Source organism: Acidovorax sp. GW821-FHT11A03 (assembly GCF_058809075.1).
On record NZ_JBXASG010000001.1, the window covers coordinates 422,589 to 447,602 of the forward strand.

The window sequence follows — 25,014 nt, forward strand, 5'->3', positions numbered from 1 at the left end:
ATTTGCATGCCCCGCTTTTACCATCGACCACAGTGGTCACGACTGGCGCGGCCTAAGGCCAGAGCCACCGTGCAAGGGCCGCCCCGCCGCACGGGTGGCGTCCCCCTTCCGCATCGCGCAGCGATGCAAGAGAAGAGAAGGGGGAAGGCGCGCAGCGCCTCAGGGGGATGTCACTTCAAGCTAATCGTCGTGTTCACACCATGCGACGTGGTGCTGTCATCAAACCAGCGGGCCGTCACCGTCTTGGTCTGCGTGTAGAACATGACGACCTGCTTGCCGTAAGGGCCCAGGTCGCCTAGCTTGGACGCGCGCGAACCCGTGAACGAGAACAACGGCACTGGCACGGGGATTGGCACGTTGATGCCGACCTGGCCCACGTCGATTTCTTCCTGGAACTTGCGCGCTGCCGCACCCGACTGCGTGAAGATGGCGGTGCCGTTGCCGTTGGGGTTGCTGTTGATGAACTCGATGGCTTCGTCGATGTCGGCGGCGGGCACCAGGGCCAGCACGGGGCCGAAGATTTCCTGGTCATAGATGGCCATGCCGGGCTTCACGTTCGAGAAGATCGTCGGGCCCACGAAGTTGCCCTTTTCATAGCCGGGCACCATAGGCTTGCGGCCGTCCAGCTCCAGCGTGGCGCCATCGGCGATGCCGCGTTCGATCAGGCCTTCCACACGCGAGAGCGCCGCACAGGAAACGAGCGGGCCCACGTCCGTGCCCTTTTCAGTGCCGCCGTTGACCTTGAGCGTCTTGGCCTTGGCCACCAGATCGGGAATCCACTTTTGCGCCTCGCCCACCAGCACCACCACGGGCAGGGCCATGCAGCGCTGGCCGGCGGCGCCAAATGCGGCACCGGCGATGGCGTTGAGCGACTGTTCCTTGTTCGCGTCGGGCAGGATGATCGCGTGGTTCTTGGCGCCCATCATGCATTGCGCGCGCTTGCCGGCCAGGGTGGCGCGGTTGTACACATGGGTGCCCACCTTGGTGGAGCCCACGAAGGAGACTGCCTTGATGTCCTTGTGGTCGCAGATCGCGTTCACGGCCATCTCGCCGCCGTGGATCACGTTGAGCACACCGGGTGGAATGCCGGCTTCCAGCGCCAGCTCCACCAGGCGCATGGTCACCATGGGGTCCTGCTCGGAGGGCTTGAGCACGAAGGTGTTGCCCGTGGCAATCGCCATGGGGAACATCCACAGCGGGATCATGGCCGGGAAGTTGAACGGGGTGATGCCCGCGCACACGCCCAGGGGCTGCAGCAGGGTGTAGGTATCGACGCCGCCGGCCACGTTGTTGGCCAGCTCGCCCAGTTGCAGGTTGCCGATGCTGGCGGCGTGTTCCACCACTTCCAGGCCACGGAACACGTCGCCTTCGGCGTCGGGCAAGGTCTTGCCTTGTTCGGCCGTGAGGATGGCGGCCAGCTCGGCCATGTTTTCGCGGATGAGCTGCTGGTACTTGAGGAAGATGCGGGCGCGCGTGCCGATGGGCGTCTTCTTCCAGGTCTTGAACGCTTCCTTGGCCGAGGCCACGGCGGCATCGATTTCTTCGGCCGTGGCAAAGGGCACGCGGGCCAGCACCTCTTGCGTGGCGGGGTTCACCACGTCGCGCCACTCGGTGGTCTTGGACTCGACGAACTGGCCGCCGATCAGCAGCTTGACGGTGGGGGCCAGTGCGGCCACGCGGGTGGGTGCGTTCATGGTTTTGTCTCCGGGGGGTTGCAAACGGCCCGCGGTGCAGGCCAACCCGTGCATGTTATGCGTGCAAATATGTAATTACAAGGCGTTGCTCTGCAATGTGTATGTGCTTATTTGCACATGAAAACAGCAAGCCCGAACCCCAGCGGATCAGGGGATGAGCAGCCGAAGGCTCCTGTCCTCAGGGTGCGGTTTTTTGTTCAGTGAAGCAGAAATGCAAAAAGGGGCAAACGCTGCCGTCGGCCCCTTTTTTCCGCCGCTCCGTGGCGGGTTGGTCCATTCAGTTTCTGGACGGGTATATGCCCTCCACGGCAATGATGTAGTTCATCCCCAAATACGGGGGCATGATGGAAAACGGTTGACTGCCACCTGCAATACCGGTCGTCGCGCTGCTCATGGGCAATTGGGTATCGGCAGTGCCGCTGGCAGCATATTGGGCATTGCGCTGATTGGACGCTGCCGGCATCGCCCCGGGACCGGGTGCCTGCAGGGTGCCCAGGGTGGTGGATGCAGGAATGGTGGGCGCTGCATGGGTGTGTGCCGGCATTTCCGTGCTGATCAGCGTGTGGGTGGGGCTGCCGCCAATTTCACCCATGGTGACTTCGGGAAGTCCCGGCCCTTGGCCTGTGCCGACGGGAGCCCGGCCACGCAGGTCTGGCAAGGCAAAGGTGGTTTGTCCATTGCCGCCGTAGGTGGTGCCCAGCAGGGAAAACAAGGCCGTATTTTGGGCAATGCTCATAATTTGACCCTGGCAGAAAGCCCACCCACGGGGGGCGAAATTGCCAGCGAACATTTTGATTTCGGCAATAAACGGTTCACTCATAGCGATTCCTCATCAAGTCAAAAAGTAGCCAGTGATCCATCCACCCTGGGCGGCAGCGGACGCACCGAGGTGGGAGTAAGCCTGGTGGCGTTGGAGCCAGGTGCCGGTGACGGAGGTCGAGCGCTCCCACAACGGCCCTGCGCTGTCGCTGGCGGAACTGGCCCAGTACCGTTGTCCGCGAGGGCCCGCCAGCGGTTTGCTCGTCAATGCCGCCCAGACGTCCTTGGTGCTGGTTCCCGGGGGAGCGGCCGCCAGGGCGCTGCCCAGGCTGGCGCCGGCCTCTGCACCCAGCAGCGCAGCGGCGGTCCACGCAAGGCCTGCCTGTGCGAATCGAGTCTTCCAACCAGTCTCTGCGATGTCTGCGGTGGGCCAGCTTGCCACGGTCCATGGACGAACGCCCGAGGTGCCATCGGAAAGCCATGGGAACCCGGCCAGTTGGGTGCGCAGCAAGGCCGGCTGGGCTTGCCACCATTGGCTGAAACGGTGCGCCTGGGGGCCGGAGAACAATGCAATCACCGCATCCGGTTGCTGCGAAACAATCGCCTGCTTCAGATCATCAAATTCCGGTGAACGCCCTGGAGCGCCTGCAATGTGGCGGCCCACGATCTGCCCACCCAATGAGCGCCAGCGGTGCTGGAAGGCCTGGACAAAGTCATACCCCGATTCGTGCCAGCCCATCGACAGGAAAGCGCGTGGACCACATTGCGCGTGCACCTTGTCGGCCAGCGCGGATGCCATGGTGCACAGTTCGAGGCTGTGGCGAACCTGCAGGGGGTGCTGTTCCGAGGGAGTGGCGATGTCGGCGCCGCTGTCGCTGATCCAGAGGGGCACACCGGCCTTCTCCGTCAAGGCAGACACCTTTTTCGCTAGCAAAGGGGGTATCCACCCCATCACGGCATCGATCTTGCCGTCCTGCAGGGCGGACCCGATGGCCTTGGCAGGGGCTCCAGGCAAGGGGCCTGCCGACAGCCAGGTCAGCCCGACCTGCGAGGCGCCAGCCTGCGCCAGGCCCAGCTCCACGCCGTGCCGGTAGTCGTGTGCAAGCTGCGGCAGCTTTTCCGACATCGGCGCGATTCCCAGGATGTGCCAATGGGGGCTTGACGGGCCGGCGGACGCGAGAACAGGCGTCGAGAGCTGGACGCCGGTGGCCGCCACCGCACTGCCCGCGGCCAGGAAATGGCGTCGATGCAGGGGGGCGATCATGGCAGTGCCTCCTCGGCGAGATGCGGGGAGGCTGCAGGATGGTGGGACTGGCGCAGGTCCTGAAGCCTCAGGTGGTGAGGGGCGATCCATTGCGCGGTCAGGGATTGAAGATGATCGCTTGCCATGCTGTGTTTGGATTCCGTGTCTGAAACATAGACTTGATGGGGGTGCTTGCCGTGCCGTGTGACACGCTCGCGCATCCGCTCTTGATCGGTCGCCGAGGCATTCCAGCCCATGTGGGAAAGCACCCGGGTTTCAATGGCGCCGGGCAGTTCGGCGTGGTCGAGCAGCAGTGTGCGTGCGGGGTCGAACTCCTGGGTCATGGCCGCATAGATGTTCCCCAGCACGCGCGCGCAGTAAAGCTCAGGGTGCATGACGGCCAGTTCATGGACGCTGAGACCGTCCAGGCATGCGCCCAGCGTGCCCGGCACAAGGAAGAAGGCGCGTTCTCGCATCTGCGAGACCAGCACCGCCAGGGGTTCCCGGGTCAGGAATACCCAGGGCGTTTCGGGCCAGGCTTCCGCCACGAGCGGGGCCTTGTCTGTGTTCCAGGCGTCTAGCTTGATGCTGAAGGACTCCAGCCCTGGGCTGGCCTCGTCGCAGCGCTGCCCCCAGGCACTGGCCCACGCCCGCAACGCCCGGACGACCTGGGTCCTGTCCAGCCACCCGCCGGGCAAGGCCTGGCGCAGCAGAAAGTCCACCGGAGCGGGCTCCGACAGTTGCAGATGGTGCGGGCTTTCCGCCAGCGCCTGCGTGATGAGCGTGGAGCCACAGCGCGACACGTGGAAGATGACGAGCGAGGGGTCCAGGCCCGGCGACCGTTCATGCCAGGCCAGCAGGTCGTGAAGCGGCGTCTGGCGCCGGAACGCCAGATGGAAGGGGTGCTGCATCTGGCTCTGGATGCCGTGCTGGAAGAAGGGCTCGCGCAGCGGCTCGTCGAGCATGCGGATCCAGTCCACCATCACCTGGCCCTTGGCGATGTAAAAACGGATCGGGCGCCAGCCGCTGAAGTTCACAGAATCCATTGTTCCACCCACGCGCGGCGCCCGGCCTTCATGGCCGACTCCACATCCGATGCGTCAAATTGAAAGCCGGCGTCCTGCCCCATGCGCACCGATTCCTGCACGAACTCGGCGGTGTTGGTGATGGCGCTGAGTCTTGCAGAGTGTTCCGCATCCGCTCCCACGAAGTCGCGAAACCGGATGAACTGGCTCCACGGGTCGCTGGGGTCGGGCAGGGGCTCGCCGGCATCGCTGGCGCGGAAGGCCTCGAACAGGCGCATGTCCACCGAGGTGTCCGCCACCAGGTGGACCCGGGTCTGGCTGCCACGGTTGCGAACCCGGTGCGGGCGCGATACGTCGACGTACCAGCACTCGCCAGCCCGCAGCGGGATGCGCTCGCCATCGACATGGAAGAACACCTGCTCGCCCGTCTGCAGTGGCACGTGCAGGCGGGCCTCGCCCCGCGCCGCGCACACGCCGGCATCGGTGTGCTCCTTGATTTCGCAGCCCGGCAGCAATTGCATGAGCCGCACGGACTTCCAGGGCAAGGCCATGGTGTCCAGCATGGCGCGCAGCGTGGGGCACTGTTCCAGCGCGGGCGTGTCGGCATAGCCCGATGCCGGCACATCAACAGGAACGACATCGATGGGGGCCTCGGGCGCGGAACGCAGCGCGAGGGCCTGCCAGCCGCCATCGTGGCGGCCCTCGTTGAAATGGGTGCGCCACAGCGAGGAGGGCAGGGCGTTGACTTCGGCCAGGGCCGCAGCGGCGTCGAACCGCCAGGGCAGCCGGGCTGTTTGCATGCCCTGCACCATCAGGCCCTGGGGCTGTGCTTGCGCAGGTGATTCCAGAGGCGTCATTGCGCGCAGATGGCGTAGGCGATGCAGGCCGACGTCAGGGTGGGAACGCGGTAGGAGTTCAGAAGCCGGATGCTCCAACTTTGCACCGAAGCGCCGCAAGCGCCGCCCGCCGTGGGGTAGTTGGCGGCGATGAACACGCCGCCCGTATCGATCCCGCCAGCCCCGCTGGCACCCTCGTACCCTCCCCCTACAACCTTCTCCCCGGGCAGGCAGCAGGCGGTCGCATTGCAACTGTCCGTGGTGCCGGTGCCGGTTGCGGTCCGCACATTGACACTGAGCGAGCCCGCAGGGCCTGGGAGGCCGGTCGCGCCCGTGGCACCCGTGGCGCCCGCAGGGCCTGTAGCGCCCGTGGGACCGGTGGTTCCCGCCACGCCCGGAGCGCCGTTGCTACCCGCCGCGCCCGTGGCGCCGGCGGGGCCTGCCGTTCCGGTCGCGCCGGTCGCGCCAGTGGGGCCGGCGGCCCCGGTAGCGCCCGTGGTGCCTGCCGGGCCGGTGGCGCCGGTCGTTCCGATGGCTCCCGTCGCGCCGGTCGGGCCGGTCGCTCCCGTGGCTCCGGACGCCACGCCGGGGGCGCATTGCCCCAGCCGCCCGGACGGGCCGTCAAAGCACAGGACGCTGGTGTTCGTATTGGGCGTGCCCGACAGGCTGGGGACCAGCACTTCGCCGGAGCCTTGCACGCGCAGCCTGTCGGTGTTGGAGGGGCCTTTGATCACAAAGCCGCCACCGACAGGCGGCGTGATGCTCACATCCGCCGCATGGGCACCCAGGGTGGCCAACGCCAGGCAGGCCTGGCCGGCCCAAAGCGACTTGTATGAGAGAGTGGTGCGTGTCATAGATGTCTGAGGCTAAGGAAGCGGGGAGGCAAGGAAAGCGGGGCGTGGCCCGGGATGCGCGGAAAGGAAGCCCGCCGTGCGCGGCTTCCCGAAAGATGCAAGGAATGGGCACGGAGCGCGGAGGCTGGCGCGGAGAAGCCCGGCACGGGCTTGTTTCTGGCGGGCAGCCGCGGGGGGCTGCACGAATGCATTCATCCTGTCCTCCCTGTGTATCGGCGGCCTTTGGGAATCCCTGGGCTCTTGTGGCTGTGCGCGGTCCCGCTGCTCGGTGCCGGGCGCGGCTGGAGTGTGCAACAAAAAACACAGAGTGTAAATTTTTAACAATCATCGCGTTTACAGCGAAAGGCGCCTGGTGCAGGAAAGGAGGAGGGCGAGCCCGGGGGCGTGCAGGCGTCGCATCCTCTTCTTCCAGGCAACGGGCTCCGAGGGCGCCACAATCGGCCCATGGATTGGGATCATTTCCGCTACTTTCTGGAGCTCGCGCGCGCCGGCACGCTGGTGGGCGCCGCACGCCGCCTGGGCGTGGAGCACACCACCGTGTCGCGCCGCCTGCAGGCGCTGGAGAAACAGGTGGGATCGGCCCTTTTCGCCCGTGAAGCCGGGGGCCACCGGCTCACGGAAGCAGGGCGGCAGCTGATGCCCAAGGTGGAGGCCATGGAGGCCGCGTTCCTCGCGGTGGAGAGTGCGGCGCCTGGTGTGCGGCAAGGGCTGCACGGCCTGGTGCGCATCGGCACCACCGAGGGTTTTGGCAACCTGATCCTCGCGCCGCAGCTGGCCCGCTTCGCACAGAACCACCCGGGCCTGGTGGTGGACCTTCTGGCGCTGCCCCGCCTGGTGCACCTGTCGCGGCGCGAGGCGGACATCGTGATCTCCCTGGAGCGCCCCGTGCGGGGCGCGGTGCTGGTGGTCAAGCTCACCGACTATGTGTTGCAGCTCTACGGCGCACGCGACTACCTCGCCGGCCATGCGCCCGTCCACACGGCCGACGACCTGCGCGGCCACACCTTCATCAGCTATGTGGACGACCTGCTGTTCAGCAAGGAACTGCAGATCCTCGACGAGCTGCACCGCCCCGCGCATTTCGTGCTGCGCAGCACGAGCATCCTCGCGCAGTACGAGGCGGCGCGCGCCGGTGCCGGGCTGGCGGTGCTGCCCGCGTTCGTGGCGGCCCAAGATCCCTCGCTGGTCCCGGTGCTGCCCGGGGTGGCGCGGTTCCAGCGCACGTTCTGGATGTCGATGCCCGCCGAGAACAAGCACGTGGCGCGCATGCAGGCCACCTGGGCGTTCTTGCGCGAGGCCGTGGCGGCCCGGCAAGGGTTGCTGCTGCCTTCCATTGGTGCTATTGATTCGGGAGCTGCTGGCGCTTGATGAAAAAGCCTTGCAAGCGCTTTTCATGAATTTTTTGCAGTGCCGCGTGTCCCGGCACCAGTGATTGCGCCGCGGGGCCCTGGCACGGCGGCATCGCCGATGAAGGAGACCTGTGATGGCCAAGTACCGGATATTGAGCCTGGACGCCATCGCCACCCCGTATCCGATCGATGCCACGGTGGCGTGGATCCGCACCATGCGGCAATAGGCGGCAGGGCTTGCAGGCCTTCAAGCCGGCTGTGCGGTTGCGATTGCTTGCAACCTGGCCAGCCCGGCTGCACTGAAACCCGCCCGTGGTGGATAGGATCGCGTCCCCGCCTCGCACGGCGCCGCCTGGAGCCCGCCTTTTGGCCACATGCCATGACCACCACCCCGACAGCCGCCGACCCGCCAGCCTCCGCCCGGCCCGGCGCCCCCGTGCCCCGCGTGCGCCAGCGCGCCGCCGCCATCGTGGTGCGCCATGACGGCAAGGTGCTGCTGCACCGCCTGGAGCACGACACGTTCTGGGCCCTGCCGGGCGGGGCCATCGAGCCCGGTGAAAGCGCCTGCGAGGCCATCGCGCGCGAACTGCATGAAGAGCTGGACACGGCGGTGGCGTTGGGCGCGCTGGGTTTTGTGGTGGAGAACTTCTTCCACCACGCGGGCCAGTCATTCCATGAAATCGGGCTGTACCTGCATGCAAGCCCTCTGCCGGGGTCTCTGCTAGCCCGCTCGGATGGGCCCTATGAGGGTGTGGAGGGCATGCACAAGCTCATTTTTGCGTGGTTTTCCGCGGATCAGCTCGCCAGCCTGGATGTGCGGCCCAGCTTCCTGCGCGCCGCGCTCGCGCAGGACCTGGCGCGGGGACCGCGTTCAGGCGTGGCCCAGGTGCGGCACATCGTGCACCGGGACACGCCGCAGGCGGTGGCTGCCATCGTGGACAGGCAGGCGCAGCGCCCTTGTGCAGCCCGTCCACCCCTTGCGTGAGGCTGCCCATGCGGGCCGGCCCGGCCTGAAAGCGGCGCCCCTGCGGCCCGCCGTGGCAAAGTGGCGGCTTGCGGCGAGCCACACTTCCGCCACCGCTTCCCCGTGACCCATTCAGAATGCACGCCGTGACTCCCCTTGACCTCCAAGCCTATCTGCACCAGCACATTCCCCTGTCCCACGCCATGGAGGTGACGGTGGTCGACGCCACGCCGCAGCAGGTGGTGCTGGCCGCTCCGCTGGGGCCCAACATCAACCACCGCGATACGGTGTTTGGCGGCAGCGCATCGGCCGTGGCGATCCTGGCCGCCTGGTCGATGCTGCACCTGCGCCTGTCGGCCGAGCAACTGGGCAGCCGCCTGGTGATCCAGCGCAACACCATGGACTACCTCGCGCCCATGGCCGGCGCCTTCACCGCCGTGGCGCAGGCGCCCACGCCGCAGGCCTGGCGCTCTTTCACCCGGATGCTGCAGCGCAAGGGGCTGGGCCGGATCGTGCAGGCGTCGGCGCTGCACTGCGATGGGCGGCCAGCGGGGCGGCTGGAAGGAGAGTTCGTGGCGTTCGGGCCGGGTTACCCGTAGGGCAGGGCCCTGGGCGCACGCCGACTGCGGCGGGCCGCCGGGGCATCCAGCCCCCGGGTTTGTCCCCGCGCTCCGGGCAGGCGAGACGCCGGCGTGCTCCAACGCTGGGGCACGGAGCGCCGCATCGCAGCCGGGATGTGCCTGACAGGTGCCGGACAGGTGCCGAAATGGGGTCCAAAGGGTGCTTTCATCCTGCCACTGCGTCGTGGGGCGCGGCGTACCCTTCATGTCCTGGGCGAAGCGGTGATCACGGTGGCCTTGTCCTTTTGTCTTCTCCAAGCAAGGACCAGCAGGAAGGGCCAGGACACCGGGCTTTGCCCCACAGGAGTCCATGGCGATGTCACCTCTTATCTCCGGCCTTGCGTCCGTAGCCTCTCTGATCTTCAACGCAGCCTCCAGCGGGCCGGGCAAGTCCGCCGCATCGCGGCGCGGCGCTGGCGCGACCGAGCCTGAGCCCTCCACGGTCCTCACCCTGAGTCCGCAGGCCGAGGCATTGGCGGGGTTTGCAGAAAAAGGCATTCTGGTCTCGCAGGGCAAACTCGACGGCCCCGCCGTGGGCGCGGTGGGGCGGGGCGGCGGTTCGGTGCCGGCGGGGGCTTCCGGCGCACCGGGCGGCCGGTCGGTCTCCAGGGAGGATTTTCGGGACCTGCTTGCCCGCTTTGGTGCCACCGAGGCCCAAACCGAGCAGCTGACGGCAGGCTTTGACACCAACAAGGACGGCTCCATCTCGCAGGATGAATTCCTCAAGGGCCTGGCCAGTACCAAGGGCGCCCAGGCGGGCAGTGGTTTTTCGCAGGCGGTGATGCAGCTCATGGACCAGGGCGGCAACGCGGATGGCACGGTGGCGCAGAAGGAGTTCGCGGCGTTCTCGACAGCCTTCGCGGCAGCGGGTCAGCGCCGGGCGTGAAAAGCCAGGCCGCAGGGGCATCGAACCCGGTGCCGCCAACGGGCATAAAAAAACGGCGCTTCCAAGGAAGCGCCGTTCTCTTGCGGGGCCGACAGGTGCCGCCACCCCTTGCGGGAGCAGGGCCCCCGGCCTCAGCCGGGCGTCGTCGTCGTCATATCCTGCCCATCAGCAGCAGGATCACGAGAATCAGCACCACCAGCCCGATCCCGCCGCTGGGTCCGTAGCCCCATGAGCGGCTGTGGCCCCAGGTTGGCAGTGCGCCAACCAGGATGAGGATGAGGACGATCAGCAGAATCAGCGAGAGCGACATGGCAGTTCCTTGTTGTGTGTTGCGGTGACTGCATTGTTGGGGCGCCCCCCGGGGGCCGGCCGAAGGTGCCACGCCCGCCTGGAGGTCAGGTTTTTCCGACGTGGCCTGTGGGAGGCCGCGCAGTGCCGCAGGGCGCGGCAGGTGGCTTGAGTGCTATAAAAAAAATAGCTGCCAGCGCTTTTTGTTAAAGCGCTGCAGCCATTTTCCGGTGTTATTCAGCTGCTGCCGGCCCGCTGGCCCTCAATGCGCTCCGGCCGCGTCGGCGGCGCCCGGGCCCTGGGCCCTGGGCGGCCGCCTGGTCAGCCAGATCAGCCCGATCAGCAGCAGGAACAGCCCGGCCGATCCGAGGAAGATGTCGTTGGCCGCGCGGGTGAATGCCTGCTGGTCGATCAGCCGGTTCACCTGCGCCAGCGCCTGCAACTGTGTCAGGCCCGATGCCATCAGGTTGTCCAGCGTGATGGCGAACACGCCCTGGCCCTGCACCAGGCCCTCGGTCAGGTGCGCATGGTGCATGGCGGCGCGGCTTTCCCACAGCGTGGTGGCGATGGACGTGCCCATGGCCCCGGCGGTGATGCGCACGAAGTTGCTCAGCCCGGCGGCGGCCGGAATGCGCTCGGGGGCCACCCCGGCCAGCGTCAGCGTGGTCAGCGGGATGAAGAAGAACGCCATGGCCGCACCCTGCAGCAGGGTGGGGATCAGGATGTGGATGAAGTCGGTCTGCACGGTGAACTGCGAACGCATCCACAGCACGATGCCGAACACGATGAACGCGCCCGTCGCCATGCGCCGGGGGTCCCATTGGCCCACCTTGCGGCCCACCAGCGGCGTGAGCAGGATGGCGAAGATGCCCACCGGGGCCAGCGCCATGCCGGCCGAGGTGGCGGTGTAGCCCATCCACTGCTGCAGCCACAGCGGCAGCAGCACCACGTTGCCGAAGAACAGCGCATAGGCCACCGACAGCGCGAGCGCCCCGAAGGTGAAGTTGCGGCCCTTGAAGAGCTTGAGGTCCACCACCGGGTGCTTGTCGGTGAGTTCCCAGACCAGGAACACGGCGAACGCCACGACCGCGACGACGGCCATCACGATGATCTCGTTGGAGGCGAACCAGTCGAGCTCCTTGCCCTTGTCAAGCATGAGCTGCAGCGCGCCCACCCACAGCACCAGCAGGGACAGGCCGACGGTGTCGATCGGCAGCTTGCGGATGGGTGTCTCGCGCTTGCGGTAGATGCCCCAGGTGAGCACGCCGGCGAGCAGCCCCACGGGCACGTTGATGTAGAAGATCCACGGCCAGGAGATGTTGTCCGTGATCCACCCGCCCAGGAGCGGCCCCACCACGGGCGCGACCAGCGTGGTCACGCCCCACAGGGCCAGCGCCGTGCCGGCGAGGGCACGCGGGTAGCTGGCCAGGAGCAGCGTCTGCGACAGCGGGATCATCGGCCCGGCGACCAGGCCCTGCAGCACGCGGAAGAAGACCAGCATCTCCAGCGACGAGGCAAAGCCGCACAGCCACGAGGTGAGCACGAACAGCAGCACGCTCATGGTGAACAGCCGCACCGCGCCGAAGCGCTGCGTGAGCCAGCCCGTGAGCGGCACCGAGATGGCGTTGGCCACGCCGAAGCTGGTGATCACCCAGGTGCCCTGGCCCGGGCTCACGCCCAGGTCACCGGCAATGGCGGGGATGGAGACGTTGGCGATGGACGAGTCCAGCACGTTCATGAACGTGGCCAGCGACAGCGACAGCGTGCCCAGCAGCAGGGCCGTGCCCTGCAGCGGGGGGTAGGCCGTGGGCGGCCCGGGCGGGGCGGCTGGCGGCGGCGCGGCGGGCAGCGCCGAGGCGCCGGCCTGGTCCGCGGTGGGGGTGGCGGCAGTCATGGAAAAGACTCCGGCTTACTGCACCACAGGGGCGCGCACGGGGGCGGAGGCGTGGTTCTGTGCCTGCCCGGCGCTGCCGCCCGGCGTCTGGACCACCTTGGGCGAGGCCACGGCCAGGGCCTTGCGGCCCAGGTTGGCGGCGATGATCTGGGCCACCTCGTCGTCGGCGGCCTTGAACTGCGCGTCGAACACGGCGGTGGCGGCCACGGGCGTGGTGCGCTGCGTATCCGACAGGGTCTTGCCGCTCTGGTCGGCCGTGTCCACCTTCACGTCCATCGACAGGCCCACGCGCAAGGCGTGCTCGCTGACTTCCTTGGGGTCGAGGGCAATGCGCACGGGCACGCGCTGCACCACCTTGATCCAGTTGCCCGTGGCGTTTTGCGCGGGCAGCAGCGCGAAGGCGGCGCCCGTGCCGGCACCCAGGCCGGCGACCTTGCCGTGGTAGACGACCTTGGTGCCGTATACGTCGGCCACCAGCTCGGCGGGCTGGCCGATGCGCAGGTTCTGCAGCTGGCTTTCCTTGAAGTTGGCGTCCACCCACAGGTCGTTCAGGGCCACCAGCGTCATCAGCGGGGCACCGGCCTGCACGCGCTGGCCGACCTGCACGCCGCGCTTGGCGACATGGCCGTCGAGCGGCGCCACCAGCTGGGCGCGCTGCACGGCCAGGTAGGCCTCGCGCACGCGGGCCGAGGCGCGCTGCACGTTGGGGTGCTGCTCGATGGAGGTGCCTTCGGTCTGCGTCTGGCTGGCGGCCAGTTGCTCCTGCGCGGCCACCACGGCCGCCTGGGCGGCGGCCACGGTGCTCCTGGCAGCCGTGACCTGGGCATTGGCGTGCTGGAACTCTTCCTTGCCCACGGCGCCGCTGGCCATCAGCGGGGCGCGGCGGGCCACGTCGTCCTGCAGGCGCGCGGCATCGGCCTGGGCGCGCGCCAGGTCGGCGCTGCGCAGGCTGACCTGGGCCTTCAACGTGGAGTTGTTGGCGAACAGGGTGCGCACCTCGCGCACGGTCTGGGCCAGCTGCGCCTCGGCCTGCTCCAGCGCCACGCGGGCATCGGCGGGGTCGAGCTTGACCAGCAGCTGGCCGGCCTTCACGTAATCGGTGTCGTCCGCGCCGATGGAGACCACGGTGCCGCCGATCTGCGGCGTGATCTGCACCACGTTGCCCGCCACGTAGGCGTTGTCGGTGGTCTCCACATGGCGGCCATTGGCCCAGTGCCAGCCGCCCCAGCCGATGGCGGCCAGGGCCACGGCGGCGGCGATCAGGGTCAGGCCCCGGCGGCGGGCGGTGTTGGCTTCTTGGGAGGTGAGGGGTTCGCTCATGGCTGTGATCTTTCGGTAGGTGTTTGTTGTATGTGTTTTTCGTGTGCCAGGAATCAGCGCGCGGCGGTGCGCAGCGTGTCGGTGTCGTCCGTCCAGCCGCCGCCCAGGGCCTTCATCAGCATGAGGCGGGTGTCGAGCTGGCGCGCGCGCAGGTCCACGGCCAGGCGGCGCTGGGCGAGCACCTGGCTTTCGGTGGACAGCACCACCAGATAGTTGCCCAGGCCCGCGCGGTAGCGCTCCTGCGCGAAGCGGTAGGCCTTCTCGGCGCTGGCGGCGGCATCGTCCTGCAGCGCCTGCTGGCGCGTGAGCGACTGCACCGAGGCCATGGCGTCGCCGGCTTCCTTGACCGCGTCGAGCACCATGCCGTTGTACTGGGCGATGGCGGCGTCGAGCTCGGCCTGGCGGCCGCCCAGCTGCGCGCGCAGGCGGCCGCCGTCGAAGATCGGCAGGCGCAGCGCGGGCGTCACGCCCATCTGGCGCGAGCCGGCGTTGAACAGGTTGTCCAGACCCAGCGAATTGAGGCCGATGAAGGCGCCGATGTTGATGTTGGGATAGAACTCCGTGCGTGCGACCTTCACGCCCTGGGTGGCGGCTTCCACGCGCCAGCGCGCGGCCACCACGTCGGGGCGGCGGCCCAGCAGGTCGGCGCCCAGCGCGTCGGGCACGGGCGTGGGCTGCAGGGATGCCAGTTGCGGGGTCAGGGTGGTGAGTGCATCGGGCGCCTGGCCGGTGAGCACGGCCACCTGGCGGCGTGCCAGGGTGATCTGCTCGTCCAGCGCCTCGATCTGCGTGCGCGCATCGGGCACGGCGGCCTGGGCCTGGGTCAGCTCGACCTGGCTGTCGAGGCCCGCGGCCACGCGGTCATTGGTCAGGCGGCGCTGCTCTTCGCGCTGCTCCAGCGCGCGCACCGCGACTTCGCGTTGCGACACCAGGCGCGCCAGGGCCACGTAGCTGCGGCCCACCTGGGCAGCCAGGGTGTTGGCTGCCGCGGCAGCATCGGCCTGGGCGGCGCGCGCCTGGCCCAGGGCGGCCTGCAGCTCGGCGGCGTGCTGGCCAAAGAAGTCGGGCGACCAGCTGAACGTCGCCTGCACCGTGCCACTGTTGTAGGTGTTGCCGGCCACCGGGGCGGGCACCAGGCCGTGCGCGGTGTAGCGCTGGCGCGTGGCGTCCACACCCAGGTTCACCTGCGGGCCGCTGGCGGCTTCGCGCACCTGGCTCAGCGCCACGGCCTGCTCCAGGCGGGCGCGGCTCACGGCCAGGCTGGGGCTGCCCTGCAGGGCCTTGTCGACCAGGGCATTGAGCTGTGCGTCGCCCAGGGTGGTCCACCACTGCGACGGGGCGGCCGATTCGCTGGCCGAGGCGTTCAGGCCCGCCCCGGCGGGCGTGGTCTGTGCCAGCGGCGTGTGCGCCGGCCCGGGGCTGGCGCAGCCGACCAGGAACAGGGCGGCCGCCAGCGCGACGGCCGAGACGGCGAAGTGGGCCGCCACGGCGGCGCGGGTTGAAAAGAGGGTGGGTTGGGACACGTCAATCTCCAGGGATTCGAAAAAAGTACGGGGCACCGCGATCAGGGCTGCGCGGGCGGTTGCTGGCGCAGCGTTTCGCCATTGGCCAGCATGCGGCGCAGCATGCGCAGCAGCAGCTGCCATTCGTCGTGGGTGAAGTCGCTCAGGTGGCCGTTGAGCACGTCGGCCAGCACGGCGGGCACCTGGGCGGCCACGGCCTGGCCTTCGGCCGTGAGCGCGAGCTGCACCACGCGGCGGTCCGTGGTGGAACGCTCGCGCAGCACCAGGCCCTTGGCTTCGAGCCGGTCGAGTGCCCGGGTCATCGACGCCGGATCGGTCTCCAGGTCGCGGGCGAGGCTGGCCACCGTGGTCTTGTCGCAGCGCGAGATCTTGTACAGCGGCAGCCACTGGGCGTAGGTCAGGTCGCGCGGAGCCAGCTGCGCATCCGCCTGGGTGCGGATGGAGGACATCACCTTGCGCATGAGGTAGCCCACGCTGTCCTCGGGCTGGAGGTGGTCGGGGCTGTAGAAGCCCTGGATCGAGGGGGTGGGGCGCGCGGAAGTCATGGGCAGGAATTTAATTGACTAGACAATAATTGTCTTTGCAATCAACTGATTCCCGAGTTGTTGCCAGGGGTTATTGCAACTTCCGGCCCTGGGTGAGATGGCCGTGCCACGGCCTTTGGGCTATGGTGCTGGCACATCCCATCGAGAGCAGGGCACACCCTTGAATCCTTCGCCACCCCCGTCTGCGCACGCCGCGCGCCCCACCCCGGCCGAAAGGCGGGCCACCTTTTCCCTTGCACTGCTTGTCTGGTTCGCCGTGCTGCTCCAGCTGGTGCTTTCCCTGCGGCTTGCATTGGCCGGCGGCCAGTCCGCCCTGCAGGGCCTGGTGGCCTATCTGGGGTACTTCACCGTGCTCACGAACATCCTGGTAGCCCTGGTGCTGACCTTGCCGGCGGTGGCCGCAGCCTCCTCCTGGGGGCGGTTCTTCGCGCGCGCGCCGGTGCAGGCGTGTGCCGCCATCAGCATTGTTCTGGTGGGCCTGGCCTACCACTTCCTGCTGCGCAACATCTGGGATCCCCAGGGCTGGCAGTGGCTGGCCGATGTGCTGCTGCACTACGCGGTGCCCGTGCTGTTCGGCCTGTACTGGCTGGGGGCCGCGCCCGACAAGCGCGGGTTGCGGTGGTGGGTGCCGCTCGCAGCCTGCGCCTACCCGCTGGCGTACTTTGCCTATGCGCTGGTGCGCGGCGTGTGGCTGGGCAGCTACCCGTATCCGTTCATCGATGTGAACGCCCTGGGGTATGCCACGGTGCTGCGCAATGCGGCTGGCCTGCTGGGCGGCTTCGTGCTGGTGGGCTTCCTCTTCCTGGGGGCGGGCAGGTGGGCGGAGCGCGTGCTGCGCGGCGCCTGAGCGTGCGCGCGGGCGGCCGATCGCCCGATATAGTCTCAAGGCCCATCGGCCCAGCCTTCTTTTTGTGTCCCCCGGACTTTCCATGACCACAGCCGTTTCCTCCAGCGCCCCGCCCACCCCCGGCCCCTTGCTGCGCATCGCCGTCATGGGCGCGGGGGCGGTGGGCTGCTACTACGGCGCGCTGCTGGCACGCGCCGGGCACCCGGTGACGCTCATTGGCCGGCCCGCCCATGTGCAGGCCGTGCGCGAACGCGGGCTGCGCCTGCAGACAGCCGTGCTGGATGTGCAGGTGCCGCTGGCGGCCAGCACCGAGGCCAGCGCGGTGCTGGGGGCCGACGTGGTGCTGTTCTGCGTCAAGTCCTCGGACTCGGAGGACGCCGCGCGCGGGATGCGCCCGCACCTGGCGCCCGGCACGCTGGTGCTGACCCTGCAGAACGGCGTGGACAACGACGAGCGCGTGCGCGCCGTGCTCGGCGCCAGCACCCCCGTGGCCGCCGCCGTGGTGTACGTCGCCACCGCCATGGGCGGCCCGGGGCATGTGGTGCACCATGGCCGGGGCGAGCTGGTGATTGCGCCATCGCCACGCAGCGGCGAGGCCGCCCGCCAGCTCACGGCGGCGGGCATCCCCACCCAGGTGTCAGACAACGTGCGCGGTGCGCTGTGGGCCAAGCTGGTGCTCAACAGCGCGTACAACGCGCTCTCGGCCCTGTCCCAGCAGCCCTATGGCCCGCTGGTACAGGTGCCCGGCGTGACGCAGGTGATTGCCGACATCGTGGCCGAATGTCTGGCGGTGGCGGCTGCTGACGGAGTGACGATTGCGGGCGACGTGCAGGCCGCCGTGCGCGGCATCGCTGCCACCATGCCCGGCCAGTTCTCGTCCACCGCACAGGACCTGGCGCGGGGCAAGCCCACCGAGATCGACCATCTGAACGGCTACGTCGTCAGGCGCGGGGCCGCCCTGGGCGTGCCCACGCCCCTCAACCACGCTTTGCTGGTCCTCGTGAAATTGGCGGAGATGAAGGGCGCTGCGGGCTGAGTGGGCGGCCAGCCGATCTCGCGGCCGGGCCTCCGTCATGCCAGGGCCGCTTCCTCCAGCAGCCGCTCGCGCACTTCCTGCGCGGCCTGCACCATGTGGCGCAGGGCGGCTTCGGTCTCGGGCCAGCCCCGGGTTTTCAGGCCGCAGTCGGGGTTCACCCACAGGTGCTCCACGGGCACGACCTCGGCGGCTTTTTCCAGCAGCGCGGCCATCTCCTGCACGCCGGGCACGCGGGGGGAGTGGATGTCGTACACGCCGGGGCCGATCTCGTTCGGATATTTGAAGTCGCCAAAACCCTGCAGCAGTTCCATGTCCGACCGGCTCGTCTCAATCGTGATCACATCGGCGTCCATGGACGCGATGGCGGGCAGGATGTCGTTGAACTCGCTGTAGCACATGTGGGTGTGGATCTGCGTGTCGTTGCGCACGCCGCTGGCACTGATGCGGAAGGCTCGCGTGGCGCGCTCCAGATAGCTCTTCCACCCCGCGCGGCGCAGCGGCAGCCCTTCGCGGATCGCGGGCTCGTCGATCTGGATGATGGCGATGCCTGCGGCCTCGAGGTCGCACACCTCGTCGCGGATGGCCCAGGCGATCTGGTCGGCCGTGGTGGCGCGCGGCTGGTCGTCGCGCACAAAGCTCCATTGCAGGATGGTGATGGGGCCGGTGAGCATGCCTTTCATGGGTTTGGCGGTGAGGCTCTGCGCATACTGCGTCCAGGCCACAGTCATGGGCGTGGGGCGGGCCACGTCGCCGTAGATGATGGGCGGCTTCACGCAGCGCGAGCCATAGCTTTGCACCCAGCCGTTGGCGGTGAAGGCAAAGCCGTCGAGCTGCTCGCCAAAGTATTCGACCATGTCGTTGCGTTCGGCCTCGCCGTGCACCAGTACATCAATGCCCAGCGCTTCCTGCTTGCGCACTGCGAGTGCAATTTCGGCCTCCATCTTCTGTTGGTAGTGGGCCGCGTCGAGCGCACCGCGCTTGAAGGCGGCGCGGGCTGCACGGATCTCGGCCGTCTGCGGGAACGAACCAATCGTGGTGGTGGGCAGCAGCGGCAGCTTCAGGCGTGCGCGCTGTGCCTTTTGCCTGGCGGGAAAGACGTCGTGGCGCTGGTCGGCCCCCGGCGCAGCGGCGGCCAGGCGGGCGGCCACGGTGGCACGGTGAACGCGGGGGCTGGCGCGGCGGGCGGCCAGGGCGATGCGGGCGGCGTGCAATTCATCGTCCACCGCAACCTCGCCTTGCGACAAGGCGGCGGCAAGCACACGCAGCTCGTCGAGCTTTTCGACGGCAAACGCCAGCCAGGATTTCACTTCGGCATCCAGCTGCGTTTCGGCCTCTAAGCTGAACGGCACATGCAGCAGAGAGCACGACGGTGCCAGCCACAGCTCGCCCTGGTGCTTGTCGGCCACGGGGCGCAGCTTGGCCAGAGCGGCATCGAGGTCGGTGCGCCAGATGTTGCGGCCGTCCACGATGCCCACGGACAGCACCTTGTGCGAGGGCAGCCAGTCCGCCACGCCCACCAGCTCGTCGGGGGAGCGCACGGCGTCCACATGCAGGCCGGCCACGGGCAGCTGGCAGGCCAGGCGCAGGTTCTCGGCCAGTGGCGAGAAGTACGTGGCCAGCAGCAACTTGGGCGCGCTGCGCGCCAGTTGCCAGTAGCTGGGTTCGAACGCATGGCGCCAGGTGTCGGGCAGGTCCAGGCCCAGGATGGGTTCGTCGATCTGCACCCATTCCACGCCCTGGGCTTTCAGGCGCGCCAGCACGGTTTCGTACACCGGCAGCAATGACTCCAGCAGGCTGAAGCGGTCAAAACCCGCCGTTTTGGATTTGCCCAGCCACAAAAGGCTCAGGGGCCCCAGCAGCACGGCCTTGACGCGGTGGCCCAGCGCCTGGGCCTCGGCCACTTCGGCGAACAGGCGCTCGCTGGCCAGGCGGAACTGGGTGTGGGCGCTGAACTCGGGCACGAGGTAGTGGTAGTTGGTGTCAAACCACTTGGTCATCTCCAGAGCGGGCTGGCCTGCGGTGGTGTGCTTTGCCTGGCAACCGGCGCTGCAGCCCTGATGGTCTTCGGCGGCGTGGGCCGACACGCCCCGCGCCATCGCAAAGTAGCGCGCCAGCTCGGGCGTGTGGGCGTCAAAGCCAAAGCGCGCAGGCTCGCAGCCCAGCAGCTGGATGTGGTTGGCCACGTGGTCGTACAGCGCAAAGTCGCCCACCGTCACACAACCCAGGCCCGCATCGGCCTGCGCCTGCCAATGCAACTGGCGCAATTGGGCGGCGGTGGCCTGCAGCTCGGCCTCGGTACTGTCGCCGCGCCAGAAGGACTCGAGCGCGAATTTCAGTTCGCGCTGCGCCCCCATGCGCGGAAAGCCCAGTGTGTGCGTGAGCACAGGGCGAGAGGAGGATTGGGCGGCGAGCGACATGGTGATTTCCTTCTTCTGAATGGAGCAATGCAATGAAGGCACCGATGGTCGCGCGGGCTCGTTTATTATTCAAACGAAAGTTTTATGCGATCAACTTGAAAATTAGTAATGAACCAGTCGATTCTGGAAGTGCGCCACCTGCGCACCCTGGTCGCCCTGCGCGACAGCGGCAGCCTGGTGCGGGCCGCGCAGCTGCTCAACCTCACGCAGTCGGCGCTGTCGCACCAGATCAAGCTGTTGGAGGACCGCTATGGCCAGCCGCTGTTTGAGCGCAAGTCCGTCCCGCCGCAGTTCACCGCCGTGGGCGAACGCCTGCTGGCGCTGGCCGATGCGATGCTGCCGCAGGTGGAAGGGGCCGAACGCGACATTGCCCGTCTGGTGCTGGGGCAGGGCGGGCAGATGCGCATTGCGGTGGAATGCCACACCTGCTTTGACTGGCTCATGCCCGCCATGGACGCGTTTCGCACCCGCTGGCCCGAGGTGGAGCTGGACATCGTGAGCGGCTTTCACGCCGACCCGGTGGGCCTGCTGCACCAGGGCCGGGCCGACGTGGCCATCGTGTCGGAGGTGGATGCCGACGAGGCGGGCGTGGACTACCACGCGCTGTTTGGCTTCGAGATCCGCGCGCTGCTGGCCAAGACGCACCCGCTGGTGGCCAGGCCGCACCTGGTGGCGCAGGACTTTGCCGACCAGACCATCATCACCTACCCCGTGCCCGACGAAATGCTGGACCTGATCCGCCAGGTGCTGGAGCCCGCCGGGGTGCGCCCCCCGCGCCGCACCACCGAGCTGACGGTGGCCATGCTGCAGCTGGTGGCCAGCGGGCGCGGCGTGGCGGCGCTGCCGCTGTGGGCGGTGCAGAGTTACCTGGACCGGGGGTATGTGACGGCCAGGCCCATCGGAGCCCGGGGGTTGCGTGGCGAACTGCACGCCGCCTGCCTGCCCAGCCTGTCGGCCAAGCCGTACCTGCAGGACTTTGTGCAGGTCACGCGCGAGACGAGTTTTGTCACGCTCAAGGGCGTGGAGTTGTTGTGATAATCGGATCCGGCGCGTACTTGTCGCCCACCTCTTCGCGCAGCGGGTGGGTGTCGTAGACGATGTTCATGTCGCGGATGCGGGTGCTGCCCGCGTCGAACGTGAACACATCCACGCAAGTGAAAGTCACCTCGCGGCCATCGTTCAAGGTCCAGTCGTAGCGGAAATAGGCGGCGACCCGCATGGCGCCGCCGCTTTCTGGTTGGGCGGAGGCGAACAGATCCAGCACGGTGATCACGCTGCGGCTGGAAGCCTGGGCGAGCTTTTGGAAAAAGCCCCTCGCGCGCATGGTGCCCAGAAAGGGCGAATGCACCATGCCATCGTCTTCAAAACAGGCAATCAGCCCGTCGGTATGACTGGCATGCAGGTGGGCGAGGTAGGTGCGGACGGTGTCGATGGGGGAATGGCTCATACGTGGCGATGCAAAGGGCGTGGAGTGGAGTGCGTAGCTTCGCCAACTCCGCGCCGCACGACAAGAGACAATGGTGGCTTGTACATAAAAGGTGTTTATGTATCTGCGCTACCTGCAATACCTCCGTGCGGTCATCGAACAGGGCTCGTTCGCCTTGGCGGCCAAGGCCTGCGGCGTGTCGCAGCCTGCGATCAGCCATGGCATGAAGGCACTGCAAGTCCACTTCGCGAAGCCCTTGCTGGTGCAGGAAGGGCGCCGCCATGTGCCCACCGACCTGGCCCGGGCTGTAGCCGCGCAGGCCCTGCACCTGGCGCAAGGGGTTGAGGCGCTGCCCCGCGCGTCAGTGGCTGCGGCAGACCGCTACCTGCTGCGGGTAGGGCTCACGTCTTCAGCGGCGCTGGTCTGTGGCCCGCTGCTGTATGCCAGCTGGTGCCTGCCCAACGCCCGGCGCTCGCTGGAGATGGCGACGGCCGATGAAGGCAGTCTGCTGGAGGGCCTGCTGCAGCGGCGCTTTGATGCGGTCATTGCCCCCAAACCGCGCAAGTTTGCGCATCCCGATGTGACGGAGCGCCCCCTGTACGAGTTGCATCCCCAGGTCTATGCGCGCAAGGGCCACCCATGGGTCCGGGCCCAGTCGCTGGCGCAACTGCAGGGCGCTGCGTGGGCCTGTGTGGGGCCCAGTGTCAGCGGGCCGGTGGATGTGTTGACGGAAGCGCACCGTGTGCGCCGCATGCCCGCGCCCAAGATGTCCGTGCGCTGCCCCGACTTTGCCAGCCTGCTGCACCTGGTGGCGCAGTCCGACCTGCTGGCTGTTGTGCCGCACCCTGCGTTGCTGGGCGGTGCGTCCACGCTGGTGGCGCCCCTGCGGCTGGCGGAATCTCTGCCGCTGTATGGCATGTGGCTGTTTGAACCCCGGGGCCACAAGTCACGGCTGAGCCCCGAGGTGTTTGCGCCTGCGGGCTGAGTCTGGCGCGCAGGCGCTGACCGAAGCATTGCAAGGAGGATCAGTGTTTGAAATTGGTGTTGCAAGACTCCATAATCGCTTTCCTCATCCCTTCACCGAGCCTTTGCACCATGCACCATCCGCAGCGCCGCCCACACTCAGCCCCTTCGTTCGTCCGCCCCCTGATGGCCTCGCTGGCGCTGGCGTTTGCCGCCGCCGTGGCCCACGCTGCGCCGGTGGCTGACGTCCATGCACTGGCTCAGAAGGAGCAGCAACCCCTGCTCGACACCCTGCGTGACCTGGTGCACATCGAGTCGGGCAGCAAGGACATCGAAGGCCTGAACCAGATCGCCGAGCGCATTGCCGGCCAGCTCAAGCAACTGGGCGGTACGGTGGACGTGCTGCAGACCAGCGACATCTACCGCCTGGACGACACGCCCGAGAAGGTGGGCCCTGCCGTGCAGGCCGTGTTCAAGGGCACGGGAAGCAAGAAGATCATGCTCATCGCGCACATGGACACGGTGTACCTGAAAGGCATGCTCAAAGGCCAGCCGTTCCGCATCGATGGCGACAAGGCCTATGGCCTGGGCATTTCGGACGACAAGCAGGGCATCGCGCTCATCATCCATACCGTGGCCTTGCTGCAAAAGCTCAGCTTCAAGGACTACGGCACGCTCACCGTGCTGATCAATGGCGACGAGGAAATCAGCTCGCCCGGCTGGCGCAGCACCATCACCCGTGTGGCGTCCGAGCAGGACGTGGTGTTGTCGTTCGAAGGCGGCGGCACCGACGGCACGCTGCGCCTGGCCACCAGCGGCATTGGGGCGGCCTACCTCACGGTGCAGGGCAAGGCGTCGCATGCCGGGGCCAAGCCCGAGGATGGCGTGAACGCGCTGTATGAGCTGTCGCACCAGCTGCTGCAGATGAAGGATTTGTCCAAAACGGACGAAGGCCTCAAGCTGAATTGGACGGTATCCAAGGCAGGCACCAACCGCAACGTGATCCCCGCCGAGGCCACGGCCCAGGCCGATGCGCGTGCGCTGCGCGTGTCCGACTTTGATGGGTTGGAAAAAAGCTTGCAAGAGAAGGTCAAGAGCAAGCTGCTGCCAGCCTCCAAGGTGGATGTGAAGTTTGAAGTGCGCCGCCCGCCGCTGGAGGCCAGCGACGCATCCCGCCGCGTGGCCGGTTACGGCAAGGTCATCTACCAGGAGTTGGGCCTGCCGCTCAATGTGGTCGAGAAAGCCACCGGGGGCGGCACCGATGCGGCCTTTGCGGCGCTCAAGACCAAGGGCGCGGTGGTGGAGGGCATGGGCCTGTCGGGCTACGGCGCCCACTCCAATGATGCGGAGTACGTGCAGATCAACACCATCGTGCCGCGTCTGTACCTGGCCACGCGCATGATCATGGACATCTCGCGCGACAAGCTGAAGTGACTCCCTGAGCCGCTTCGTGCCTCCCCCCTGCGGGGGCGTCTCCGGTGCTGCAGGGCGAGGAGCCAGGCACGGAGGCGCTGTTTACGGCTTACTCAAGTACCAAGGTGCCAGGCACCGGCGCCAGCACGGCACCGGTGGTGTAGAACGATTCCAGGTTTTCCAGCACCAGGTCGGCCATCGCGCGTCGGGTTTCGTGCGTGGCGCTGGCGGCGTGGGGCGTCAGCACCACGTTGTCCAGCGCCATCAGCGCGGCGGGCACGGTGGGCTCGTTCTCGAACACGTCCAGCCCGGCACCGGCGATGCGGCGTTCGGTCAGCGCTTCGATCAATGCGGCTTCGTCCACCACGCTGCCGCGCGCCACATTGACGAGGTAGCCGTTCGGCCCCAGGGCATCCAGCACATCGCGGTTGACGAGGTGGCGCGTGCCAGCGCCGCCCGCCACGGTCAGCACCAGGTAGTCGGCCCACTGCGCCAGTGCGGTCGAGGACGCGAAGTAAGGGAGTGCGCAGCCCTCGGCCTGCCGACGGTTGTGGTAGCCCACCTCCATGCGGAAACCGCTCGCACGATCGGCCACCGCCTGGCCGATGCGGCCCATGCCCACGATGCCCAGGCGCTTGCCCGACACGCGGCTGCCGAGCGCATACCTGGCCTTCGGCCATTCGCCACGGCGCACAAAACGGTCGCTGTCGGCAAGGTTGCGCGACACATCCAGCATCAGCGCAAACGCCATGTCGGCCACGCAGTCGTTGAGCACGCCGGGCGTGTAGCCCACCTGCACGCCACGCGCCTTGGCCGCATCGATGTCCAGCGCGTCAAAGCCCACGCCAAAGCTGCTGATGACCTGGAGGTGGGGCAGCGCGGCGATGACCTCGCCCTTGAGGCCGATGGCGGCGGTGGTCACCACCCCGGTGAACTCCGCACCGTGTGACGCCAGAAAAGCCGCTGGATCGGGCTGTTCGGCCAGGCAGGCGACGCTGTAACGGGCCGCCAGTTCGGCCTCCAGCGCGGGGAGGGGCAGGCGGCCGATTTGCAGGATGCGAGGGGGAGTCGTGGTCATGGTTTCGTGGGGCAACAGTGCCAAAAAATGCAAC

23 protein-coding genes are annotated in these 25,014 nt (G+C 67.8%); 9 read left to right on the plus strand and 14 right to left on the minus strand.

Going from position 1 to position 25,014, the window contains the following annotated elements; all coding sequences use genetic code 11:
• Nucleotides 1-170: 170 nt before the first annotated feature.
• The 6 genes from AC1RVY_RS01995 to AC1RVY_RS02020 all read right to left on the minus strand — a co-directional run bounded on the left by AC1RVY_RS01995 (nt 171) and on the right by AC1RVY_RS02020 (nt 6,411).
• Nucleotides 171-1,694 (minus strand): CoA-acylating methylmalonate-semialdehyde dehydrogenase, encoded by a 1,524-nt coding sequence (locus AC1RVY_RS01995; protein ID WP_492805067.1) that lies wholly within the window; start codon nt 1,692-1,694, stop codon nt 171-173.
• 277 nt (nt 1,695-1,971) lie between these two features.
• Entirely contained in the window at nt 1,972-2,514 is a 543-nt protein-coding gene (locus tag AC1RVY_RS02000) for a phage tail protein (RefSeq protein WP_218294906.1), read from the minus strand.
• 12 nt (nt 2,515-2,526) lie between these two features.
• Entirely contained in the window at nt 2,527-3,717 is a 1,191-nt protein-coding gene (locus AC1RVY_RS02005; protein ID WP_492245984.1) for a type 1 periplasmic-binding domain-containing protein, read from the minus strand.
• Nucleotides 3,714-4,742 (minus strand): sulfotransferase family protein, encoded by a 1,029-nt coding sequence (locus AC1RVY_RS02010; RefSeq protein WP_492805069.1) that lies wholly within the window; start codon nt 4,740-4,742, stop codon nt 3,714-3,716. The genes AC1RVY_RS02005 and AC1RVY_RS02010 overlap by 4 nt, the downstream gene beginning before the upstream one ends.
• Nucleotides 4,730-5,578, minus strand: coding sequence for an aspartyl/asparaginyl beta-hydroxylase domain-containing protein (locus AC1RVY_RS02015; RefSeq protein ID WP_492245982.1), 849 nt, complete (start codon nt 5,576-5,578; stop codon nt 4,730-4,732). The genes AC1RVY_RS02010 and AC1RVY_RS02015 overlap by 13 nt, the downstream gene beginning before the upstream one ends.
• On the minus strand, nt 5,575-6,411 hold the full coding sequence (locus tag AC1RVY_RS02020) for a hypothetical protein (protein ID WP_492805071.1): 837 nt from the start codon (nt 6,409-6,411) through the stop codon (nt 5,575-5,577). Before AC1RVY_RS02020 ends, AC1RVY_RS02015 begins: the two co-directional genes overlap by 4 nt.
• A 444-nt stretch (nt 6,412-6,855) precedes the next feature.
• Between AC1RVY_RS02020 and AC1RVY_RS02025 the strand changes: the two genes are divergently transcribed.
• The 4 genes from AC1RVY_RS02025 (at nt 6,856) to AC1RVY_RS02040 (ending at nt 10,230) form a co-directional block, all read left to right on the plus strand.
• Nucleotides 6,856-7,779, plus strand: coding sequence for a LysR family transcriptional regulator (locus AC1RVY_RS02025; RefSeq protein WP_369642521.1), 924 nt, complete (start codon nt 6,856-6,858; stop codon nt 7,777-7,779).
• A gap of 360 nt (nt 7,780-8,139) precedes the next feature.
• Complete coding sequence (locus AC1RVY_RS02030; RefSeq protein ID WP_492805072.1) at nt 8,140-8,745, plus strand: NUDIX hydrolase; 606 nt, start codon at nt 8,140-8,142, stop codon at nt 8,743-8,745.
• A gap of 116 nt (nt 8,746-8,861) precedes the next feature.
• Nucleotides 8,862-9,323, plus strand: coding sequence for a YiiD C-terminal domain-containing protein (locus tag AC1RVY_RS02035; RefSeq protein WP_492805074.1), 462 nt, complete (start codon nt 8,862-8,864; stop codon nt 9,321-9,323).
• Nucleotides 9,324-9,660: 337 nt separating this feature from the next.
• Nucleotides 9,661-10,230 carry an EF-hand domain-containing protein gene (locus AC1RVY_RS02040; RefSeq protein ID WP_492805075.1) on the plus strand — a complete coding sequence of 190 codons (570 nt, stop codon included), beginning with the start codon at nt 9,661-9,663 and terminating at the stop codon, nt 10,228-10,230.
• A 151-nt stretch (nt 10,231-10,381) separates the two neighbouring features.
• On the opposite strand, the gene AC1RVY_RS02045 is transcribed toward AC1RVY_RS02040, so the two are convergent.
• The 5 genes from AC1RVY_RS02045 to AC1RVY_RS02065 form a co-directional block, all read right to left on the minus strand.
• Nucleotides 10,382-10,540, minus strand: coding sequence for a DUF3309 family protein (locus tag AC1RVY_RS02045; RefSeq protein WP_007856361.1), 159 nt, complete (start codon nt 10,538-10,540; stop codon nt 10,382-10,384).
• A 240-nt stretch (nt 10,541-10,780) separates the two neighbouring features.
• Entirely contained in the window at nt 10,781-12,412 is a 1,632-nt protein-coding gene (locus tag AC1RVY_RS02050) for a DHA2 family efflux MFS transporter permease subunit (protein WP_492805076.1), read from the minus strand.
• A gap of 15 nt (nt 12,413-12,427) precedes the next feature.
• Complete coding sequence (locus AC1RVY_RS02055) at nt 12,428-13,732, minus strand: HlyD family secretion protein (protein ID WP_369642516.1); 1,305 nt, start codon at nt 13,730-13,732, stop codon at nt 12,428-12,430.
• A 53-nt stretch (nt 13,733-13,785) separates the two neighbouring features.
• Nucleotides 13,786-15,255: an efflux transporter outer membrane subunit gene (locus AC1RVY_RS02060; protein ID WP_492805078.1), complete on the minus strand. Its 1,470-nt coding sequence runs from the start codon at nt 15,253-15,255 to the stop codon at nt 13,786-13,788.
• A gap of 41 nt (nt 15,256-15,296) precedes the next feature.
• On the minus strand, nt 15,297-15,800 hold the full coding sequence (locus AC1RVY_RS02065; RefSeq protein WP_218294916.1) for a MarR family winged helix-turn-helix transcriptional regulator: 504 nt from the start codon (nt 15,798-15,800) through the stop codon (nt 15,297-15,299).
• Nucleotides 15,801-15,960: 160 nt separating this feature from the next.
• On the opposite strand from AC1RVY_RS02065, the gene AC1RVY_RS02070 reads away from it, so the two are divergent.
• The gene (locus AC1RVY_RS02070; RefSeq protein ID WP_492805079.1) at nt 15,961-16,647 is read left to right on the plus strand and encodes a Pr6Pr family membrane protein; all 687 of its coding nucleotides are present in this window, start codon (nt 15,961-15,963) and stop codon (nt 16,645-16,647) included.
• Nucleotides 16,648-16,729: 82 nt separating this feature from the next.
• The gene (locus AC1RVY_RS02075; RefSeq protein WP_218294918.1) at nt 16,730-17,683 is read left to right on the plus strand and encodes a ketopantoate reductase family protein; all 954 of its coding nucleotides are present in this window, start codon (nt 16,730-16,732) and stop codon (nt 17,681-17,683) included.
• 35 nt (nt 17,684-17,718) lie between these two features.
• Here AC1RVY_RS02075 and metE read toward each other — a convergent pair whose 3' ends face one another.
• Nucleotides 17,719-20,100, minus strand: a complete 2,382-nt coding sequence (metE, locus tag AC1RVY_RS02080) for a 5-methyltetrahydropteroyltriglutamate--homocysteine S-methyltransferase (protein WP_492805081.1) — start codon at nt 20,098-20,100, stop codon at nt 17,719-17,721.
• A gap of 108 nt (nt 20,101-20,208) precedes the next feature.
• Between metE and AC1RVY_RS02085 the strand changes: the two genes are divergently transcribed.
• A complete protein-coding gene (locus AC1RVY_RS02085; protein WP_492805082.1) occupies nt 20,209-21,135 on the plus strand; it encodes a LysR family transcriptional regulator in 927 nt (308 codons plus the stop codon).
• On the opposite strand, the gene AC1RVY_RS02090 is transcribed toward AC1RVY_RS02085, so the two are convergent.
• Nucleotides 21,113-21,547 carry a nuclear transport factor 2 family protein gene (locus AC1RVY_RS02090; protein WP_492805083.1) on the minus strand — a complete coding sequence of 145 codons (435 nt, stop codon included), beginning with the start codon at nt 21,545-21,547 and terminating at the stop codon, nt 21,113-21,115. The genes AC1RVY_RS02085 and AC1RVY_RS02090 overlap by 23 nt on opposite strands.
• Before the next feature lie 97 nt (nt 21,548-21,644).
• On the opposite strand from AC1RVY_RS02090, the gene AC1RVY_RS02095 reads away from it, so the two are divergent.
• Nucleotides 21,645-22,511 (plus strand): LysR family transcriptional regulator, encoded by an 867-nt coding sequence (locus tag AC1RVY_RS02095; RefSeq protein ID WP_492253254.1) that lies wholly within the window; start codon nt 21,645-21,647, stop codon nt 22,509-22,511.
• Nucleotides 22,512-22,621: 110 nt separating this feature from the next.
• A complete protein-coding gene (locus AC1RVY_RS02100; RefSeq protein ID WP_492805084.1) occupies nt 22,622-23,923 on the plus strand; it encodes a M20/M25/M40 family metallo-hydrolase in 1,302 nt (433 codons plus the stop codon).
• Nucleotides 23,924-24,011: 88 nt separating this feature from the next.
• On the opposite strand, the gene AC1RVY_RS02105 is transcribed toward AC1RVY_RS02100, so the two are convergent.
• The gene (locus AC1RVY_RS02105) at nt 24,012-24,980 is read right to left on the minus strand and encodes a 2-hydroxyacid dehydrogenase (RefSeq protein WP_492805085.1); all 969 of its coding nucleotides are present in this window, start codon (nt 24,978-24,980) and stop codon (nt 24,012-24,014) included.
• Nucleotides 24,981-25,014 lie beyond the last annotated feature (34 nt).

Coding starts and splice junctions, on each gene's coding strand:
- AC1RVY_RS02040 (WP_492805075.1), top strand. CDS start 9,661: ATGTCACCTCTTATCTCCGGCCTTGCGTCCGTAGCCTCTCTGATCTTC.
- AC1RVY_RS01995 (WP_492805067.1), bottom strand. CDS start 1,694: ATGAACGCACCCACCCGCGTGGCCGCACTGGCCCCCACCGTCAAGCTG.
- AC1RVY_RS02095 (WP_492253254.1), top strand. CDS start 21,645: ATGTATCTGCGCTACCTGCAATACCTCCGTGCGGTCATCGAACAGGGC.
- AC1RVY_RS02065 (WP_218294916.1), bottom strand. CDS start 15,800: ATGACTTCCGCGCGCCCCACCCCCTCGATCCAGGGCTTCTACAGCCCC.
- AC1RVY_RS02025 (WP_369642521.1), top strand. CDS start 6,856: ATGGATTGGGATCATTTCCGCTACTTTCTGGAGCTCGCGCGCGCCGGC.
- metE (WP_492805081.1), bottom strand. CDS start 20,100: ATGTCGCTCGCCGCCCAATCCTCCTCTCGCCCTGTGCTCACGCACACA.
- AC1RVY_RS02090 (WP_492805083.1), bottom strand. CDS start 21,547: ATGAGCCATTCCCCCATCGACACCGTCCGCACCTACCTCGCCCACCTG.
- AC1RVY_RS02010 (WP_492805069.1), bottom strand. CDS start 4,742: ATGGATTCTGTGAACTTCAGCGGCTGGCGCCCGATCCGTTTTTACATC.
- AC1RVY_RS02105 (WP_492805085.1), bottom strand. CDS start 24,980: ATGACCACGACTCCCCCTCGCATCCTGCAAATCGGCCGCCTGCCCCTC.
- AC1RVY_RS02035 (WP_492805074.1), top strand. CDS start 8,862: ATGCACGCCGTGACTCCCCTTGACCTCCAAGCCTATCTGCACCAGCAC.
- AC1RVY_RS02075 (WP_218294918.1), top strand. CDS start 16,730: ATGACCACAGCCGTTTCCTCCAGCGCCCCGCCCACCCCCGGCCCCTTG.
- AC1RVY_RS02055 (WP_369642516.1), bottom strand. CDS start 13,732: ATGAGCGAACCCCTCACCTCCCAAGAAGCCAACACCGCCCGCCGCCGG.
- AC1RVY_RS02000 (WP_218294906.1), bottom strand. CDS start 2,514: ATGAGTGAACCGTTTATTGCCGAAATCAAAATGTTCGCTGGCAATTTC.
- AC1RVY_RS02100 (WP_492805084.1), top strand. CDS start 22,622: ATGCACCATCCGCAGCGCCGCCCACACTCAGCCCCTTCGTTCGTCCGC.
- AC1RVY_RS02030 (WP_492805072.1), top strand. CDS start 8,140: ATGACCACCACCCCGACAGCCGCCGACCCGCCAGCCTCCGCCCGGCCC.
- AC1RVY_RS02020 (WP_492805071.1), bottom strand. CDS start 6,411: ATGACACGCACCACTCTCTCATACAAGTCGCTTTGGGCCGGCCAGGCC.
- AC1RVY_RS02050 (WP_492805076.1), bottom strand. CDS start 12,412: ATGACTGCCGCCACCCCCACCGCGGACCAGGCCGGCGCCTCGGCGCTG.
- AC1RVY_RS02005 (WP_492245984.1), bottom strand. CDS start 3,717: ATGATCGCCCCCCTGCATCGACGCCATTTCCTGGCCGCGGGCAGTGCG.
- AC1RVY_RS02015 (WP_492245982.1), bottom strand. CDS start 5,578: ATGACGCCTCTGGAATCACCTGCGCAAGCACAGCCCCAGGGCCTGATG.
- AC1RVY_RS02085 (WP_492805082.1), top strand. CDS start 20,209: ATGAACCAGTCGATTCTGGAAGTGCGCCACCTGCGCACCCTGGTCGCC.
- AC1RVY_RS02045 (WP_007856361.1), bottom strand. CDS start 10,540: ATGTCGCTCTCGCTGATTCTGCTGATCGTCCTCATCCTCATCCTGGTT.